Source organism: Actinorectispora metalli (assembly GCF_056323685.1).
In genome coordinates, this window is record NZ_JBREYE010000001.1 from 4,261,151 (window position 1) to 4,277,769 (window position 16,619).

Genomic DNA, 16,619 nt, shown 5'->3' on the forward strand with positions numbered 1-16,619 from the left:
TCCGACACACCTTCAGTGGCCTAGACCGCCGCGGGTTCCAGCCGGTGCGTCTTGGTCAGACCGCGGATCGCCAGCGCGCAGGCCGTGCCGACGGCCGCGAGCACCAGCCACGGCAGCGCGGGCAGGCCGTTGGCACGCGCCAGGTCCAGCGCCGCGCCGGTGCCGAGGTTGCCCACGGCGATCCCGATCCCGCACAGGGTGCTGTAGAAGCCGTAGTGCGTGGCGACCAACCGGTTGCCCGACAACGCGACGATGGTGTCCATCTCGAACGGGTACAGCACCAGCGTCGCGAGGCTGAGCAGCGCCGCCGAGACCACCAGCGGCGCCAGGGTCAGCACCGCCTCCGGTGTCGATGCCGCCGCCTGCGCGCCACTGGTCAGCAGCGGGGGCAGGAACGCCATCGCCATCAGCGCCAGCCCGAGCACCAGGTTTTCGCCGGAGCTGAACCGCTCGCGGCACCACGCCGTGATCCGCACCTGGCCGAGGACCGCCACCAGGCCGGACACGGCGAACAACACGCCGACACCGACCGTTGCCGTCAACTCACCGCCCGCGAGCCTGCGCACCTCCAGGGGCAACGCCAGATACACCTGGAAGCTCAGCACGTACGAGCCGATCATGGCCACCGAGAACACCACGAAATCCCGGTTGGACACTACCGCCCGCCATTGCCCGGCAAGGGAAACCGGCTCGGCGTGTCCCCGATGCGCGGGCAGCGAGCGGATCTGCAGGACGGTCAGCACCGCGAACACCGCCGCCGCCACCGAGGCGGTGAGCTGGAAGGAGATGCCGGTCAACACGGTGCCCACCAGCGGTCCCGCCAGGATGCCGGTCTGGTAGAAGACGTTGAACAACGCGAACGCCTCCACCCGGCGCTCACCGGAGTCCGCCGCGACGTAGGCGCGCACCGCCGGGTTGAACAACGCGCCCGCGAAGCCGGTCGCCGCGGAGGCGATGAGCAGCGCGGGCAGCGAGTCGGCGAAGCCCAGCAGCGCGAAACCCGCGGTGCGCAGCAGGCAGCCCGCCACGATCATCGGCTTGTAGCCCCACCGGTCGGCCAGCGCCCCGCCCAGCAGGAACATGCCCTGCTGGGAGAGGTTGCGCACGCCGAGCACCAGCCCGACCACCCACGCCGCCATGCCCAGCCCGCCGGACAGATGCGCTGCGACATAGGGGATCAGCATGTAGAAGCCGAGGTTGATGGTGAGCTGGTTGAGCAGCAGCAGCCGGGTCGGCCGGTTGAACGACCGGAACTGCGCCAGGGTCTGCCTCATGCGGCGGCACCGCCCGCCGGGTCGACCACGGTGGTGCACCGCGTCCAGCCGGTGACCTCGGCGGCCATCGGGTCGGAGATCTCCGCAGGCTGCGTCGGGCGGCCACCGAGCAGGCCGTTGCGCAGGCAGTACTCGTCGTTGAACACGGTGTCGAAGTACCGCTGCGGCCCGTCGGGGAAGACCGCGGCGATGCGGGTGCGCGCCGGGTTCCGCTCGGCCAGCCAGCCCGCGACCAGCGCCACCGCGCCGACGCTCCAGCCGCCGGTGGCGAAGCGACTGGCGGCCAGCGACCGCGCCGACCACACCGCCTCGGCGGGCGCGACCCAATGCACCTCATCGAAGGCGGAGTAGTCCACGTTGCGCGGGTAGATGCTGGAGCCGAGACCCCGCATCAGCCGCGGCCGGGCGGGCTGGCCGAAGATGGTCGAGCCGACGGTGTCCACGCCGACCAGCCGCAGATGCGGGTAGAACTCCCGCAGTACACGCGCGATGCCCGCCGAGTGCCCGCCGGTGCCCACCGAGCAGACCAGCACGTCGATCCGCCCCAGCTGGGCCACCAGTTCCAGCGCCAGTTCGCTGTAGGCGGCGACGTTGTCGGGGTTGTTGTACTGGTCCGGGCAGTACGCGCCGGGGTGCTCGGCCAGCAGTTCGGCCACCCGATCCCGGCGGGCCTGCTGCCAGCCGCCGGTGGGATGCGGCTCAGTGACCACGTCGACCCTGGTGCCGTGCGCGGCCAGCAGCCGCCGCATCATCGGCTCCATGCCGGGGTCGGTGACCAGGGTGACCGGGTGCCCGTGCACCTGGCCCGCGACGGCCAGGCCGAGACCAAGGGTGCCGCTGGTGGACTCCACGATCATGGCGCCGGGCGCGAGTTCGCCCCGCTCCCGCGCTCGGGACACCATATGCAGCGCGGGCCGGTCCTTCATGCCGCCGGGGTTCTGGCCTTCGAGCTTGGCCCAGAAGCCCTTGCCGTCCGTGGTGAACGGCTCATCGACCCACAGCACGGGGGTGTTGCCCACCATGGTGCGCAGCGTGGTGCAGCGCAGTGCCGAGGCCGGGGGGACGGCCTGCGCGGTCAGCGCGGGAAGCGCGGGCAGGGTCGGGCGGACGGGGGTATGCAAGGTTTCCATCGATGCTCTCTCGTCGATGTCGGAGCGGGGGTGGACTCCATGCGGGTCAACGCCCGCCTACAGAAGGCGGTGCGGACCCGGGGAAAGTTCCTAGCTCCGAGCGACGCAGACGACGGTGAGCAGACTCCTGCCCCACAGCGGACACTGCCTTGTTCCGCGCTCCGCGCGGGCGGCGGGCCGGGACAGCGCGGGGGTCACGATGCCCGCGAAGCCGGTGACCAGCGACAACGCCGGATCGAGGTCGAAATCGGGCTGGAGATCCCTCGGCAGCGCGAGGCAGGTGAGGTGCTCCGCGGATTGCGTGGGATGGTCCTCGCACCCGTTATGTCCACTGTGGCCAGTCTGGGACACGGAGTGTCCATGCTGGACATCGCCGAACCCGTCGACGCAGCCCGGGGCTCCGACGTGGAGCGCGAGGAAGCCCGCCAGCACGACGAATGCGAAATACCAACGCATACGTCGCCGAGAAGCAGCGGGCCGGGCCGTCATGGCGCCGAATGTACCGGCAAACGCTGTCCCCGAGTAGCGGGTGAAATTAACTGCCAATTCGGGTAAATAGTAAGAAATTCGCAAATGGGGCGGCTTTACGACTCGCTCGCCGGATGCGGTGGTAACGCCGTTACGGCGGATCTGCGGCGGCTGAAGCTCCCCGCGACGGACGTGACATGCCGGTGGCGGTGGCTGGTCCGGAAAGCCGGTCACTCTGCCACCGCTCGACCCCCAGGCACGAGCGGTGGCAGCAACCGGCTCCCCTCCGGTGATGCCTCAGCCCGTGATGCCCCTCGCGATCACGGGCCCAATCCACTAGCCCGGTCGTGTCCGCCGACTCCCTCGCGCCTCGACAAACACTGGCGAGAACCTGCAACCTCGCCCAACCCGAAGACGAACGGTCCCACTCCGCCGTATCCTGGTCACCGAAATCGTGATTGTTTTCAGTCTCGCGAGATTGGAACACGGGTCCAAGGGGGTTCCCGTTTCCTAACTCAACGGGAAACGGGTATCCGAGGAGGAAGGCGGGCCTTTGCCGTCGTTCGGAGCCGAGTTGCGGCGGCTACGTGAGGACCGGGGGATGTCGCTGGCCGCGCTGTCCCGGGTGGTGCACTACAGCAAGGGCTACCTGAGCAAGATCGAGAACGGGCTCAAACCCGCTACCGTCGATCTCGCCCGCAGCGCCGAGCAGGCACTCAACGCGCCGGGCGCGCTGGTGGACCTCGTCGTGGAGGCCGCTCCCCGACCGCGCGGCATGATGAGCGCGCTCAAACCCGCCCAACTGCCCACCGGCGTCGCCGAGTTCGTCGGCCGCGACGGCGACATCGGGCAGCTGGACTCGATCCTGGACGCCGAGAGCCAGCCCGGCGCGGTGCGCATCGTGGCCATCAACGGCTCGCCCGGCGTCGGCAAGACCACGCTGGCGCTGCGCTGGGCACATTCGATCAAGGACCGGTTCGCCGACGGCGCGTTGTTCGCCAACCTCCGCGGCTACGACCCGGCCGGGCTGCCCGCCGAGCCCGCCGAGGTGCTCGGCGACTTCCTTCGCGCGCTCGGGGTGCCGCCCGCGAGCGTCCCAGCGGGCACCGACACCCGCGCAACGCTGTTCCGCACTCTGCTGGACGGCAAGAACATGCTCGTGCTGCTGGACAACGCGGCCGACGCCGACCAGGTGCGCCCGCTGCTGCCCGGCTGCCCGGACTGCGTGGTGATCGTGACCAGCCGCAGCAGGCTGTCCGGACTCGTCGCCCGCGACGGGGCGCTGCGGGTCAGCCTCGACCCGCTGCCGCCCGGCGAGGCCGTCGCGCTGCTGCGCAGGGTGATCGGCGCGACCCGGGCCGACGCCGAGCCCGCGGCCGCCGCGGAACTCGCCTGGCGCTGCGCCTACCTGCCGCTCGCGCTGCGGGTGGCCGCCGAGCGGATCGCCAGCCGCCCGCATATGGCGCTGGCCGACCTGTGCGGCGAACTCGTGCTGGAGCGGGACCGGCTGGACATGCTCACCGTGGACGAGGACGAGTCCTCGGCGGTGCGAGCCGTGTTCTCCTGGTCCTACCAGGCGCTGCCCGAGCCCGCGGCCAGGGTGTTCCGCATGCTGGGCCTGCACGTGGGCACCGACATCTCCACCGAGGCCGCCGCCGCGCTGGCCGACGAGACCGTGCCGAGGGCGCGGCGCATGTTGGACACGCTGGCGGGCGTGCACCTGCTGGACGAGGTGGCCCGCGACCGGTACCGGCTGCACGACCTGCTGCGGGTTTACGCCGCCGAGCGCAGCGATACCGAGGAGGCCGAGGACCAGCGGGAGCAGGCGGTGGACCGCATGCTCGGCTTCTACCTGCACACGGCCGACGCCGCGAACAAGGTGCTGGCCCCGGAGCGGGCGCACGTCCCGCTGGACCCGCCGCCCGCGGGCTGTGTGCCGATCGAGTTCACCACCTACGGCCAGGCGCTGGAGTGGTGCGACACCGAGTTGCTCAACCTGGTGGCCTCCACCCGGCTGGCGGCCAAGTCGGGCCGACACGACCGGGCGTGGAAGCTGCCGATCGTGATGTGGGACTACTTCCAGCTTCGCAATCCCTGGGACGCCTGGATCACCATGCACAACCTGGGTCTCACCTCGGCCCGCGGCATCTCCGATGGGACCGGCGAGGCGTGGATCCTGCACAACCTGGCCTACGCCTACTGGAACCTGGGCAGGCTCGAGGAGGCCCGCGACCACTTCGAGCGGGCGCTGTCGATCCGGCGGGAACTCGGCGACAACTGGGGTCAGGCCTGGAGCCTGAGCGGCCTGGGTGTGGTGTGCAGCAAGATGGACCGCTGCGAGGAAGCGCTGGGTCACTTCGGCAGCGCGCTGACGCTGTTCCAGGACATCGACTACCGCCACGGCGTCGGCGTGGTCTACGCCTACGCCGCCAACGCCTGCCGGGTGCTGGGCAGGACCGAGGACGCGCTGAACTACCTCGGCCAGGCGCTGAGCACGCTGCGCGAGATCGGCGACCGGGCGGGGGAGGGCTACACCCTCGGTGTCGTCGGCGAGGTGCTGCGTGAACTCGGCCGCAACACCGAGGCGCTGGAGCAGATCGAGTCGGCCCTGCTGGTGCGCAGGGAGGCGGGTGACCGCTCCGGCGTCGGGGAGTCCCTGCACACCAAGGCGAAGGTGCTCGGCGACATTGGTGACCTCGACGGCGCCCGCGCCGCGCTGCGGGACGCGTTGGAGATCTTCGAGGAGGTCGGCGACCCGCGCGCCGACGAGGTGCGCGAGGAGCTACGGACTCTCGGACACGGCAACGACATCCCCGCCCTGAGCTGACGGCTCGGGGGGACATCGCCGCGACCTGGAGGGCCTACCGCAGGCCATCGAGCCGGCCTCGGTGCGGCTTGTGCTGGTCGCCGTCTAACGCGACTCCAGCATCACCTTATGACCGGCTCGGGCGTGAGCGCGCTCAGCAGATCCCATCGGCCGGATACACGGGTGGCCCGCAGTCACGAGCCCTGGTCCGCTGACACCCACTCGCCGCCCGCCATCACCGCGGACACCGTGAGTTCCTCGGTCAGCACCACCAGGTCGGCCTTCTTGCCGACCTCCAGCGAGCCGATCTCCTTGTCCAGGCCCAATGCCCGCGCGGGTGCCATGGCGGCCGCGGCGGCCGCGACCTCGATGGGCACGCCGCCCCGGTGCACCGTCCGGCGGAACGCGTCGTCCATGGTGAGCGTGGAACCGGCCAGCGAATCGCGGTCCGCGAGCCGGGCGACCCCGCCGGAGACCTCGACCTCCAGCGCGCCCAGCCGGTAGCGCCCGTCGCCCATGCCCGCCGCGCTCATCGCGTCGGTGATCAGCGCCGTGCGCTGCGGGGCGGAGCGGAACACCAGGTCGACGATGGAGGGGTGCAGGTGCCTGCCGTCGTTGATCAACTCGACGGTGACCCGGTCGTCGCACAGCAGCGCCGTGACCGGGCCCGGCTCGCGGTGGTGCAGCCCGCGCATGCCGTTGAACAGGTGGGTCGCCACGGTGGCGCCCGCCTCGATCGCCGCCTGCGTCTGGGCGTGCCCGGCGTCGGTGTGGCCGACTGCCGCCACCACCCCGTCCTCGGCCAGCCTGCGCACCGCGGCCAAGGCGCCCGTCAGTTCGGGGGCCAGCGTCACCATCCGGATGGTGCCCCGGCCCGCCTTCAGCAGCCCGTTCACCGCCTCCGGGGTGGGATCGCGCAGCAGGGCCGGGTCATGGGCGCCGCAGCGGGCGGCGGCCAGGAACGGCCCCTCCAGGTGCAGCCCGGCGAAAAGGCCGTCCTCCACCAGACCCGCCAGGGTGTCCACCGTCCGGGTGAGCTGTTCGAGGTCCTCGGTCACCGTGCTGGCGATGACGGTGGTGCTGCCGTGCTCGCGGTGGAAGCGGGCCGCCGCCCGCACCTCACCTTCGTCCGGGCTGCTGAAGCTGGCCCCGCCACCGCCATGGCAGTGGATGTCGACGAAGCCGGGCACCACCCACCGCCCGCCGAGGTCGACCGCGTCCCCGCCGTCGACGGGCGGGAACCCACCGGCTTCGACCCGCCGGATGTGGGCACCGTCGACATGCAGCGCCCCGTGCTGGACCCCGCCGGGCAACACCAGCCGAGCATTGTGCAGGACAACCACGAGGCCCCCGAGTATTCACGTCACCGGCAACTGGTTTAGACCATACAAGTTGGGTGCCCACCTGCGCCAAGATCACGTTTTCGACATGTTGACAGTTGACAACCCGGCACATCGAATGGTGCGGCTTCTTCCGAAAAGCGGTGATTCGTCTCCGACTTATACCGATGCGCTATGCGTGATTCAACTGCGACGCACGGTGGCCAACGATGGACGTCCGAAGGCCGATCCGGTAGGCGGCAGGCCGGTGTGGCCTGCGGTTGCCTCCTCCCCAACATTCGTGGAAGGACCGCCGTGGTTACCTCGCGTGTCAGCACCGCCCCGACTCCGTCCGAGCCGACCTCAACCTCCACCTTCGTCAACGGTCACTTTCCCCGTCGGAAAGCGATCGTCATCACGCTCAGCGCGCTCGCGGGCTTCCTGCTCAGCGTCGCGTGGTCGGCCCGGTTCGTGGACCGGACCATCGGCGGCACCATCGCCGACACGCTCCTCGGCCAGGAAGCAACGGACGTCACGATCACCGGTGCCGCCGGGGGCATCGCCTTCGCTCTGGTGACCGGGATCGCGGGCACCTTCACCGCCTGCAACGTCGCGGTGTTCGGCACGATGGCGCCGATGCTCGGCAGGCCGGGCAGCGTGTGGACCCGGATGCTGACCGCGTTGCGCCCCTTGGGATGGCTGACCGTCGGCGCGGTGGCCGTCTCCGCGGTCTACGGCGCCGTGGTGGGTCTGGTCGGCACCGCGATGCCGCAGTTCTCGACGACCGCCAACGTGCCGGGTTCGTTGTCCGGTCGCAGCATCCAGTCGATGGTGGTGTTCGGGCTGATCGGCATCGCCCTGGTCTACCTCGGCCTCGCCGCGCTGGGTGTGGTCCGCGACCCGTTCGCCAAGGTCTCCCGACGCTACCCGCAGGCGCCGATGGTGTTCATGGGCGCGCTGGTCGGCGCGTTCCTCATCGGGCGGCCGTTCCCGTTGTTCCGCCAGTTGTTCCGGGACGCGGCGGAGAGCGGGAACCCGCTGTACGGAGCGGCCGTGTTCACCTTGCAGTCGGTCGGCAACGTCGTGATCATGGCGGTGCTGCTGCTGGCCGTGACCGCCTTGTTCGGCAGGCGATTGGCCCGCTGGTTCACCGAGAACCCGCGGCGCGCCACCATCGCCACCGCCGCGGGCCTGATCGCCGCGGGCGTGTTCACCTTCCTGTACTGGGACGTCCGGCTGCTCGCGGGCCGCGGCATCCTGCCCTGGTACCCGATCGCCCCTTGGGCCTGATCGCGTCTGCTGCTGTCGGTGACCGGCGGCCTCTTCGAAGTCGCCTTGGGCGCCCTGCTCATCGGCAGGGACTTCCCCGCCGCACCCGCGCCTGCCCACGCCGCGCCCGCGGTGTCATGACGGCGTCTCGGCCGAAGCGGCGCGACGCCGGAGGTGGTCGAGAACCCGCTGCCCGCGGGGCGAGAGGCGGTAGCCGACGGTCAGGCTCTCGGTCAGGCCCAGTTCCTTCAGCCTGCGCACGTCGGCCTTGAACGGCAGCATCTCCCGACCCGCCCGCTCGGCCAGGTCCTTGGCGCGCACCTCGGGATGCGCCGCGATGAGCTCAAGGAATCGGCGGGTCCACGGTCCGCGACGGGCCCGGGCGTCCATCCGCTCCAGGTTCGCGGCGATGTCGTCCAACTCATCGGAACGCAACTCGTCCCGGCCGCGCAGGCCTGCGCGTTCATCGGGGCCCGCCAACGAGATCTCGACGCGGTACAGGGCGCGGTCCTCGCCCGTCCGCAGGCTCCGGTCGAACTCCGCGTGATCACGCAGCCCCGCCCGGCGCAGGTCGTCCTCGGTCACCTCGGCCCGCTCGATGCGCCGCACCGACCCGACGGCGACCACCCCGACCGCGGTGCGCAGCCTGCTGCCGGGGCGCACCGTCGGTCTGCGCCAGCGGCGGAACGCGAGGTCGAGTTCTCCCGCGGCCAAGCGACGCAAGGCGTCCTGGGTGAACTGCACCTTCGAATGCCTACCACGACCCCCACTACGGTGCGACCGGCGCCGTTGGCTGCTCGGCGGTGGCGGTCCGCAGCGACGGGGCGAACCGGTAGACCGCCACCATGAACAGGGCGACCGCGCCCAGCGCGGCGTGCAGGCCGATCAGCTTGGCCAGCCCGCCGATCAACACCGGTCCGACCAGGAACCCCAGGTAGCCGAGGGTCGCGACGGCGGCGATGGCGCGGCCGGGGGACCGGCTGTCCGCCCGGCCCGCGGCGCTCCACGCCAGCGGCACCATCCCGGACAAGCCCAACCCGATCAGCCCGAAGCCGACCACTCCCGCCACCGGGTGGGTCACGGCGACGGTCAGCACGAACCCGGCCGCGGCGACCACGGCGGCCACCCGCGTGAACACCGCCGCGCCGACGGTGCCGACGACGCGATCGACCACCAGGCGCACCGCCACCATGGTCGCCGAGCAGGCGAAGTAGCCCAGCGACGCCACCGCGGCCGACGCTCCCGTCACCTCGACCAGGTAGACCGCGCTCCAGTCGTTCACGGTGCCCTCGGCAACGAAAGCGCAGAACGCGATGATCCCCATCGGCAGCAGCGCGAGGCTGGGCAGGGCGAAAGCGGCGCCGCCCTGTCCCTGATCCGGCCCGGTGAGGAAGCAGCCCAGGATCGCGGCCACGCCGATCCCCAACAGCACCACCATGACCACGGGAAAGTGCGTGGTGATGGGGATGTGTCGGCCTGCGGCGATTGCGCTGATTCCGGAACCCGCGAGCCCGCCGATGTTCCAGAACGCGTGGAAGCCGCCGAAAATGGACCGGCCGTACAACTGCTCGACCCGTGCGGCGTGCGCGTTCATCGACACGTCGAGAACACTGTTGCCGACGCCCAGCAGGAACAACGCGGCGATGAACGATGGCAGGTTCCAGGCCAGCACGACCAGCCCGAGGCTGCCGCACAACACGACCGCACCTACCAGCGCGCACAGCCTGCTGCCGATCTTGGTGATCATCGCCCCCGCGACCAGCAACGCGGCGACGGAGCCCGCGGCAAGCCCGAACAGGGCGACCGCGAGTTCCCCGGTACCCAACTGGAGGCGTTCCTGCGCGGCCGGAACACGCGCCGCCCAGGTCGCGAAAGCCGCGCCGCAGAGGGAGAAAATCACCGAGACCCCGAACCGAGCCCGCCGCGCAGCAGCCGTCACGAGGAGCGACCGTACCGTTCGGTACACACCGCCACCAACCGCATTCTCGTCAAATACACTGAATCCTTTCCGCTTTCGCCGATAAAGAAACGACGTGCACAGAGGAATGTGGTCTGTCCCATTTGTCGCAAGGTAACCGCACTATTCGGTTGCCGTGGTGCGGCTGATGCGGCGAGCATGGCACCGTGACCCCACCGCAGCACCGCGCCGACGTGTTCGTCGATCCCGCCGCCGACCCGAGGGAGGGCGGAGCCTCGCTTGGCGACGAGCGGGCGACGCTCGTAAAGTTCCTGCGCTGCCAGCGCCTGACGCTGCGCCTCAAATGCGAAGGCCTCGACGCCACCCAGCTGGCCCGCCGCGCGGTGGAGCCCTCCACCATGTCGCTGCTCGGGCTGGTGCGGCACCTGGCCGATGTCGAACGCGGCTGGTTCCGCATGCGGTTCGCCGGTGAGAACGTGCCCAAGCGGTACCAGACCCCCGAGCAGCCCGACGCCGATTTCGACGGCGCCGTGCCCGATCCCGCGGTGGTCGAGGAGGCGTGGGCCGCCTGGCACGAGGAGACCGCCTTCGCCGACCGATTCGTCCGCGACACCGACCTCGGCTTCGTTGGACGCGACGGCGCGGGAAAGCCCCTTTCGCTGCGTGAGCTACTGGTCCACATGATCGAGGAGTACGCCCGCCACAACGGCCACGCCGACCTGCTCCGCGAACGCATCGACGGCCGCATCGGCGAGTAGGCCCCGCATACCGCTGAGATCCACATCAAAGCGAAGACGGATTCACCTTGCGGGCTTTAGGATCTGTCCCCGTGATCGCCACGCTGACCCGCCCGGACCCGGATCGGGTCGAGTCACCGCAATCACCTTCGGAGTGCGAGGCGCCCCTGCCGGGCGACCCGATGCCTGCCGATCGGCTGCGTGGCTGGGTCGTCACGCTGGTGATCACGGTGATCGGCGGTGTGATCCGGTTTTGGGATCTGGGTTTCCCGACCGACAAGGGCACCCCGGTCTTCGATGAGAAGTACTACGCCGCGCAGGCCTGGCAGGTGCTGCGCAACGGCGGTTACGAGGACAACCCCGGCTACGAGTACGTGGTGCACCCGCCGCTGGGCAAGCAGCTGATCGGGCTCGGCGAGTTGCTCTTCGGCTACACCGGCTGGGGCTGGCGGTTCACCGCCGCGATCGCGGGCACCCTGTCGATTCTGCTGATCGTGCGGGCGGCCCGGCGGCTGACCAGGTCCACCATGCTCGGTGCGGTCGCGGGCGTCCTGCTCAGCTGCGACGGTGTCAGCCACGTGATGTCGCGCATCGGCATGCTCGACATCTTCATGGCCTTCTTCATCATCGCCGCCTTCGCCGCGTTGCTGGTCGACCGCGACCAGATACGGTCGCGGCTGGCGGTGGCGGTCCGAGAAGGCTGGGCACACGACACGGTCCACGGGCCCGCGCTCGGATTTCGCTGGTGGCGCCTTATCGCGGCGGTCTCGCTCGGCCTCGCCTGCGGGGTGAAATGGTCGGGGTTGTTCTTCGTCGCCGCCTTCGCGGTGCTCAGCGTGCTGTGGGACTACACGGCCCGCCGCGCCGCGGGCGTGCCCGCCCCCATCCTCGGCGTCATCCGGCGCGACCTGCCCGCCTCGCTGTGGGCTTTCCTCGCGATCCCGGTGCTGGCGTACCTGGCCACCTGGTGGGGATGGTTCGCAGGCGAGACCGGCATCGACCGGCATGCGGGCACACTCGCCGACGGTCCCCTGTGGATGCCGGACGCCCTGCGCGGGCTGTGGTACTACAGCAGCAAGGTGCTGGACTTCCACAGCGGGCTCACCACCGGGTTGAACGGCGCGCAGCCGCATCCGTGGGAGTCCAAGCCGTGGAGCTGGCCGATGGGTCTGCGGCCCATGCTCTTCCATTACGACGGCAGCACCGGTGGCTGCGGGGGAGTGAGCTGCGTCAGCGCCACGATGCTCATCGGCACCCCGGCCATGTGGTGGCTCGCCTTCCCCATGCTGGGTTGGGCGCTGTGGCGGGTCTTCACCCGCTACGACTGGCGCTACGCCGCGGTGCTGGTCGGCTACGGCGCTGCCTGGCTGCCGTGGTTTCACAACATCGACCGTCAGATGTACTTCTTCTACACCACGCCGATGGTGCCGTTCCTGGTGCTGGGTCTGACCCTGGCGTTGGGCCAGATCCTCGGCAAGGCCGGGGTCGGCGCCGAGCGCAGGAACACCGGCCTGCTCGTGGTGTCGCTCTACATCGGACTCGTGGTGGCCAACTTCGCCTGGCTGTGGCCCATCCTCGTCGGGGACCCCATCACCAACGAGCGGTGGCAGGCCGAACTGTGGCTGCCGTCGTGGCGCTGATCGGGACTGAACCGCGGTGCCCCGACGCCACCGGCCTGGCGCGCGTACCGGACAAGGTCATCGCTGGGAAAGGTCGAGCCGCAGGACTATCTCGCCGTCGTCGATGTCGCCGGTCGGCTCAAACCCGAATCGCCGATAGAAAGGCCCCGGCCCGCCTTCGCCTGGTTGGTGGCTGGTCAGCAACTCGGTGGCGCCGTCTTCCCGCACAAGGTCGACAACCTGGGTGAGCGTCGCGCGGCCGAAGCCACGTCCCTGGTGGCGCGCGTCGATGAGCAGCCGCCACAGGAAGTACGGCCCGATGATGCCGGGGCGGCCGGGCGGCACATTCCAGCTGAGCATGACGAAACCGACCGGCTCATCCGCCGAGTAGACGGCCCGGTACCAGGGCTCACCTTCGGGTGTCGCCGCGGCATCCTCCAACGACCTGGCCACCGATGCGACAAAACGCTCCTGAGCGGGGTTCACGCGAAGCGCGCGGACCGCGTCGCGGTTCGCCTCGGTGATCTCGACGAAACGCACAACGGGTGGTGTCACGTCGCGCCCGATCAGGCTGCGTAGTTGCGCAGTAACCGCAGTGCCGTCGGACCATGCGGTCCGGTAGCGGTCAGCCCGGACCGCTCCGGGGTCAGCCGCCGTGCGCCGACCCGGCAGAACGCCCCGCCCGGTCCGGTGATCACCGACTCCGCGTCGTCGGGACCGAACCGCCAGACCTCTCCGTCCGGGCCGGTCAGTTCGGCCCGCACCGGGCCGAACTCCAGGTTCTCCAGCGCGAACGCGTACGGAAGGGTCCGGTACGCGAGCCGAGCGATGTGCCGCAGGCGCGCGGTATCCGGGTAGGGGATGGACAGCGGGCCCGTGATGTCCAGGGCGTGCGCCCAGTGCTCGGCCAGCCGGGTGGTGGCCATCGTCGCGGGCCGCAGCGGCGTCGAGGCCCACACCGAGGCCCGGTCGGGGTCGGCGGTCCGCAGCAGTCGCAGCGACTCGCGCCGCGCCGCCTGCCAGCGTGGGTAGACCACCTCGGGCCCGGCCCGCTCGGTCGTCACCCACAGCTCCATCGCCTCGTCAACGCTGAGCCCACCGCGATTGGACGAGAGCGTGGTGGTCCGCAGCGGCGAACCGGTGACCGTCGCTGCGACGGCTTCCTCGCTCTGCGCGAGATGCAGCACCACGTCGACGACGGACCAGCCCGCGGCTTCCGACGGGCTCGCCCAATCGGCCTCGGAAAGCCCCGCGAAGATGCCGTCCAGCCGATCGTATTCGGCCTCCAGATCGTCAAAGATCTCCACTTCGGCACCGTACCGCCCGGATGTGCGAACTCATCGCCAGTTTCGTCATCGGTGAAAGGCCGCCGCGGCGGTGTAGCGGCGGGCCAGGTGCGCGAAGGCGGTTCGGAGTTCGGCTGGTCCGACGACCTCGATGTCGGCGTCGAACCTGCCGATGGTGGCGGCCAAGCCGGGCCATGACCAGGAGCCCAGCACGAGCCTGCACCGGTTGGGGCCGAGTTCCTCGACGACCCCGTCGTGGACGTAGCGGGACACGGCTGCCGCGGGCAGGTCGAGGATCACCTCGCCGCGGCAGGGCCAGTCCCCGTAGCCGCGGAATCGGTTGGTCAGAAAGGCGGCCACGTCCTCTCCGGGCAGTTCGCGCGGGGTGAAGCGGGGTCCGGTGGGGGTGCGGGGGGTGATCCGGTCGGCGCGGAAGGTGCGCCAGTCTTCGCGGTCGAGGTCCCACGCGACTAGGTACCAGCGTCCGCCCCAGGTGGCAAGGTGGTGGGGCTCCGCCCGCCGCGGCGGGGTGGTGTCCTCGCCTGCCGCTGACGGGTAGTCGAAGCGCAGCACTTCGCGGGCGTGCACGGCGGCGCTGAGCGCCATGAGGACGCCGCTGTCGACCCGCGGGTGCGGTCGGGGGTGTTCCACGGCGGTGACCTGGAGGGTGTCGATCCGGTGGCGCAGCCGCGCGGGCATGACCTGCCGGACGGTGTTCAACGCGCGGGCCGCGGCCTCCTCGATGCCCGCACCGGTCGTGGTGGCGATCCGGAGCGCCACGGCGAGCGCGACGGCTTGGTCGTCGTCGAACAGCAGCGGAGGCAGCTCAGTGCCCGCGTCGAGCCGGTACCCGCCCTCGGGGCCTTTGACGGCCAGGATCGGATAGCCGAGTTCGCGCAGGCGGTCCACGTCGCGGCGCACGGTGCGCGGGCTGATGTCCAGCCGCTCGGCCAGCAGCGCGCCCGGCCAGTCCCGGCGTGCCTGCAACAACGAGAGCAGCGACAGCAGCCGCGCTGAGGTTTTCTGCACATCGTCGATATTGCCACGAGAAGAGGTCACATCCTGTCCTCTTCTCCTGCGAGGGTTGTCCCGTGCCAGACGACACCGAACCGAAGGGCGCGAACACCGTGACCACACCGACCACCCTCGACGCCGAGCGCGCCGATCTGCTCGCGCACCTCGCGTCCATGCGATCCACCCTGACCAACACCATCCGCGGGCTCGACACCGAGCAACTCGGCGCGAGCCCCACGGTGAGCGCGCTGTGCCTTGGCGGTCTGATCAAGCACGTCGCGTCCGCGGAGGAAGGCTGGCTGCGCTTCGTCGTCGAGGGCCCGGCGGCGATCAGCTTCGACCTGCCCGACGGCGTGAGCTGGGAAGACCTCATGGCCGGCACCGTCAGTGAGTTCCCGCAGTGGATGATCGACCACCAGAACAGCTTCCGGATGCTGCCCGGAGAGACGGCGGCCGACATCCTCGCTCGCTACGAGCAGGTCGCCGCCAAGACCGAGGAGATCATCGCCGGAGTCCCCGACCTGTCGGCGACCCAACCGCTGCCCGCGGCGCCCTGGCACGAGCCGGGGACGGCGTGGAGTGTGCGCCGGGTGCTGATGCACGTCATCACCGAGACCGCCCAGCACGCCGGACACGCGGACATCCTGCGCGAGTCGCTCGACGGGCAGACCTCGACCTGATGACCGTTCTGGGCACCCGGGCGCTCAACCGCGCGACGCTGGCCCGGCAGTTGCTGCTCGACCGCGCGGACCTGCCTGCGCTCGACGCGGTCGAGCACCTCTGCGGCCTGCAAGCGCAGGAGCCGCAGGAACCTTTCATCGGGCTCTGGTCCCGGCTGCGCGCGTTCGACCCCGCGGCGCTGTCGGACCTGCTGACCGGGCGGAGCGTGGTGCGGACCCACCTCATGCGCCGCACCGTGCACCTTCTCACCGCGGCCGACGTGCTGGCCTGGCGATCTCGGTACGACAGCATGCTGCGCGGGCGGGTGCTCGGGGTCTACCGCCGCGAGTTGGCGGGGGTGGATCTCGACGAACTCGCCGCGGTGGGCCGGGCGGCGCTGGCCGACGGTGAACCCCGCTCGATGGCCGAACTCGGGCGGGCCCTCGCCGAGCGCTGGCCTGCCGTGGGACCGCGGACCCTGGGCGAGATGCTGATCGCCGTCATCCCGGTGGTGCAACTGCCGCCCCGCGGCCTGTGGCGCACCCGAGCAGGCGTGCGCAACCTGCCGATCGCCTCCTGGCTGGGTAGCGAGGCCGACCCACCGGCCCCGGAAGGCTCCGATCCGGTCGGTCAGGTCCTGGTGCGGCGCTACTTGGCCGCGTTCGGTCCGGCGGCCACCGCCGACCTGCGCGCCTGGTGCGGCCTGACCGGGCTGCCCGCCGCGGTCGCCGCGATGCGCGGAGAGCTGGTGACCTTCCGCGACGAGCGGGGCCGCGAACTGATCGACCTGCCCGACGCGCCGCGTCCCGACCCCGACACCCCCGCCCCGGTGCGGTTCCTGCCCGCGTTCGACAACGCGATCCTCGGCTACCACGACCGCGGCCGCATCATCGACGACGCCGACCGCGGCCTGTCGGTGGCGGGTGCCAGGGTCGTGCTGGTCGACGGCCGGGTCGCCGCGACCTGGCAGGTCGAGGCGGACACCGTGACCGTCAGCCCGTTACGCGGCTTGTCCCGAGCCGACCGCGCGGCCGTCGCCGAGGAAGGGCGAGAACTGGCGGCGTTCCTCTCCGACAACGACAGCGACCGCGTCCGGATCGCCGCCTCTCCCCGCTGAGC

The 16,619-nt window shown here is 70.7% G+C and carries 15 protein-coding genes; 6 read left to right on the plus strand and 9 right to left on the minus strand.

The features are described 5' to 3' along the window. Window positions 1–20: 20 nt before the first annotated feature. The 3 genes from ACU6XJ_RS20030 to ACU6XJ_RS20040 form a co-directional block, all read right to left on the minus strand. Window positions 21–1,274, minus strand: coding sequence for an MFS transporter (locus ACU6XJ_RS20030; RefSeq protein WP_476313639.1), 1,254 nt, complete (start codon window positions 1,272–1,274; stop codon window positions 21–23). Beyond that, a complete protein-coding gene (locus ACU6XJ_RS20035) occupies window positions 1,271–2,404 on the minus strand; it encodes a PLP-dependent cysteine synthase family protein (RefSeq protein WP_476313641.1) in 1,134 nt (377 codons plus the stop codon). The genes ACU6XJ_RS20030 and ACU6XJ_RS20035 overlap by 4 nt, the downstream gene beginning before the upstream one ends. A 90-nt stretch (window positions 2,405–2,494) precedes the next feature. Continuing rightward, window positions 2,495–2,755, minus strand: coding sequence for a hypothetical protein (locus ACU6XJ_RS20040; protein ID WP_476313642.1), 261 nt, complete (start codon window positions 2,753–2,755; stop codon window positions 2,495–2,497). A gap of 670 nt (window positions 2,756–3,425) precedes the next feature. On the opposite strand from ACU6XJ_RS20040, the gene ACU6XJ_RS20045 reads away from it, so the two are divergent. Then, a complete protein-coding gene (locus tag ACU6XJ_RS20045) occupies window positions 3,426–5,699 on the plus strand; it encodes an ATP-binding protein (protein ID WP_476313644.1) in 2,274 nt (757 codons plus the stop codon). 173 nt (window positions 5,700–5,872) lie between these two features. Here the strand turns inward: ACU6XJ_RS20045 and nagA are convergent, their stop codons facing one another. Then, window positions 5,873–7,021, minus strand: coding sequence for an N-acetylglucosamine-6-phosphate deacetylase (gene nagA / locus ACU6XJ_RS20050; protein ID WP_476313646.1), 1,149 nt, complete (start codon window positions 7,019–7,021; stop codon window positions 5,873–5,875). A 291-nt stretch (window positions 7,022–7,312) separates the two neighbouring features. Here nagA and ACU6XJ_RS20055 point away from each other — a divergent pair, with 291 nt between their 5' ends. Further along, the gene (locus tag ACU6XJ_RS20055; RefSeq protein ID WP_476313648.1) at window positions 7,313–8,287 is read left to right on the plus strand and encodes a hypothetical protein; all 975 of its coding nucleotides are present in this window, start codon (window positions 7,313–7,315) and stop codon (window positions 8,285–8,287) included. 114 nt (window positions 8,288–8,401) lie between these two features. Here the strand turns inward: ACU6XJ_RS20055 and ACU6XJ_RS20060 are convergent, their stop codons facing one another. Then, a complete protein-coding gene (locus ACU6XJ_RS20060) occupies window positions 8,402–9,010 on the minus strand; it encodes a hypothetical protein (protein ID WP_476313650.1) in 609 nt (202 codons plus the stop codon). Window positions 9,011–9,035: 25 nt separating this feature from the next. Beyond that, complete coding sequence (locus ACU6XJ_RS20065; RefSeq protein ID WP_476313652.1) at window positions 9,036–10,205, minus strand: MFS transporter; 1,170 nt, start codon at window positions 10,203–10,205, stop codon at window positions 9,036–9,038. A gap of 185 nt (window positions 10,206–10,390) precedes the next feature. Between ACU6XJ_RS20065 and ACU6XJ_RS20070 the strand changes: the two genes are divergently transcribed. Next, window positions 10,391–10,942: a DinB family protein gene (locus ACU6XJ_RS20070; RefSeq protein WP_476313654.1), complete on the plus strand. Its 552-nt coding sequence runs from the start codon at window positions 10,391–10,393 to the stop codon at window positions 10,940–10,942. A gap of 71 nt (window positions 10,943–11,013) precedes the next feature. Continuing rightward, complete coding sequence (locus ACU6XJ_RS20075; RefSeq protein ID WP_476313656.1) at window positions 11,014–12,561, plus strand: dolichyl-phosphate-mannose--protein mannosyltransferase; 1,548 nt, start codon at window positions 11,014–11,016, stop codon at window positions 12,559–12,561. Window positions 12,562–12,618: 57 nt separating this feature from the next. On the opposite strand, the gene ACU6XJ_RS20080 is transcribed toward ACU6XJ_RS20075, so the two are convergent. Genes ACU6XJ_RS20080 through ACU6XJ_RS20090 form a run of 3 tightly spaced genes read right to left on the minus strand, consistent with a single transcriptional unit; the run spans window position 12,619 to window position 14,855 of the window. After that, window positions 12,619–13,095 (minus strand): GNAT family N-acetyltransferase, encoded by a 477-nt coding sequence (locus ACU6XJ_RS20080; protein ID WP_476313658.1) that lies wholly within the window; start codon window positions 13,093–13,095, stop codon window positions 12,619–12,621. 11 nt (window positions 13,096–13,106) lie between these two features. Beyond that, the gene (locus ACU6XJ_RS20085; protein WP_476313660.1) at window positions 13,107–13,847 is read right to left on the minus strand and encodes a maleylpyruvate isomerase family mycothiol-dependent enzyme; all 741 of its coding nucleotides are present in this window, start codon (window positions 13,845–13,847) and stop codon (window positions 13,107–13,109) included. A gap of 45 nt (window positions 13,848–13,892) precedes the next feature. Further along, window positions 13,893–14,855 (minus strand): helix-turn-helix transcriptional regulator, encoded by a 963-nt coding sequence (locus ACU6XJ_RS20090; protein ID WP_476314106.1) that lies wholly within the window; start codon window positions 14,853–14,855, stop codon window positions 13,893–13,895. Window positions 14,856–14,917: 62 nt separating this feature from the next. On the opposite strand from ACU6XJ_RS20090, the gene ACU6XJ_RS20095 reads away from it, so the two are divergent. Both ACU6XJ_RS20095 and ACU6XJ_RS20100 read left to right on the plus strand, forming a co-directional pair. Further along, window positions 14,918–15,520, plus strand: a complete 603-nt coding sequence (locus ACU6XJ_RS20095) for a DinB family protein (RefSeq protein ID WP_476313662.1) — start codon at window positions 14,918–14,920, stop codon at window positions 15,518–15,520. Continuing rightward, window positions 15,520–16,617, plus strand: a complete 1,098-nt coding sequence (locus ACU6XJ_RS20100) for a winged helix DNA-binding domain-containing protein (protein ID WP_476313663.1) — start codon at window positions 15,520–15,522, stop codon at window positions 16,615–16,617. The genes ACU6XJ_RS20095 and ACU6XJ_RS20100 overlap by 1 nt, the downstream gene beginning before the upstream one ends. The last annotated feature ends 2 nt before the right edge of the window (window positions 16,618–16,619 follow it).